Annotated in this window: 1 protein-coding gene; it reads right to left on the bottom strand. The window is 33.7% G+C overall.

What is annotated here, in order from left to right:
- Window positions 1-283: 283 nt before the first annotated feature.
- The gene (locus tag ACSX1H_RS19380; protein WP_439185908.1) at window positions 284-775 is read right to left on the bottom strand and encodes a hypothetical protein; all 492 of its coding nucleotides are present in this window, start codon (window positions 773-775) and stop codon (window positions 284-286) included.
- Between the last annotated feature and the right edge of the window lie 165 nt (window positions 776-940).

Raw genomic sequence — 940 nt, 5'->3', positions numbered from 1 at the left:
ACGTTAGCTTCAGAAATCCATAAACTTTAAAAGTATTGATTACCTTGATTTTAAATCAATACTATGGGTTTATAGGGGGAATGAACTACAACGGTAAATTGTATGGTGCGTAGGGCATTAGAAAGCACTTTCCTGTCAAACACTTAGTAGCCGAAGCGCAGGTTTGACACCTGCAATTTGACTAACTGTCGAAGCTGCGCTTCGGCGAGGTTGAAGAAAGCGCAAAAGCTTCAAATACAGCATTTCTGCCCTATGCACTATACAAAATGTTAGCTGCTGATTTTTAACTTATCAAGTCAACTGTTTCTAAAAATAAATTCTCTTTTATATAAAATCTTCTGCCTCCTGTTGACATCATTGGTTCACCTTCCATATATTCTTCCATTTTAATTTTAGGAATAATTTCATTTCTTTTTTTGTCAAAAATTAGGCAAGTACCATTCTCTAAGTGATGAGCCAGTATGTATGTACTGTCAAGGGCTTGATACAGATAATCAGTCATAAATAAAACATCTTGATTATTCGAGTCTTGAATTACTTGCTCTTTTATTTTGTCATAACCATACATGTCAAATGGATAAGAATTTATGTAGGTGTCAAAATTTGTTTTAATCAAGTATTCACTATCTTCAAATAGAATCACAGTCTTTGCAAAAAAAGTGGGACTGTCATTAGTTATGAGGTCAATTGACGGAAAATTTAGTTCATTTTCTTCCTCTTTTTCACACCCTGTGATAAAGAGAGTTATCAATACTAAGAAGATTATTTTTTTCATAGACATTTTTTTTAAATTATTATTATCTAATAGATGTTTTGCAAGTAGTCAGGGTTGCGCTTAATTTGCAGCTAACGGTTAGCTGCATGATGCTTAAGGAGAGAACACAGCTCCACTTCCCTGACTCCCACAAAGCCAAACATTGATTTGGCATTAAACTTAATA

The sequence above is a fragment of the Carboxylicivirga taeanensis genome, assembly GCF_051851475.1.
GTDB classification, from domain to species: Bacteria; Bacteroidota; Bacteroidia; order Bacteroidales; family Marinilabiliaceae; genus Carboxylicivirga; species Carboxylicivirga taeanensis.
Note: the sequence above shows the minus strand (reverse complement) of the source record. Positions and strands in the feature narration are given on the sequence as shown.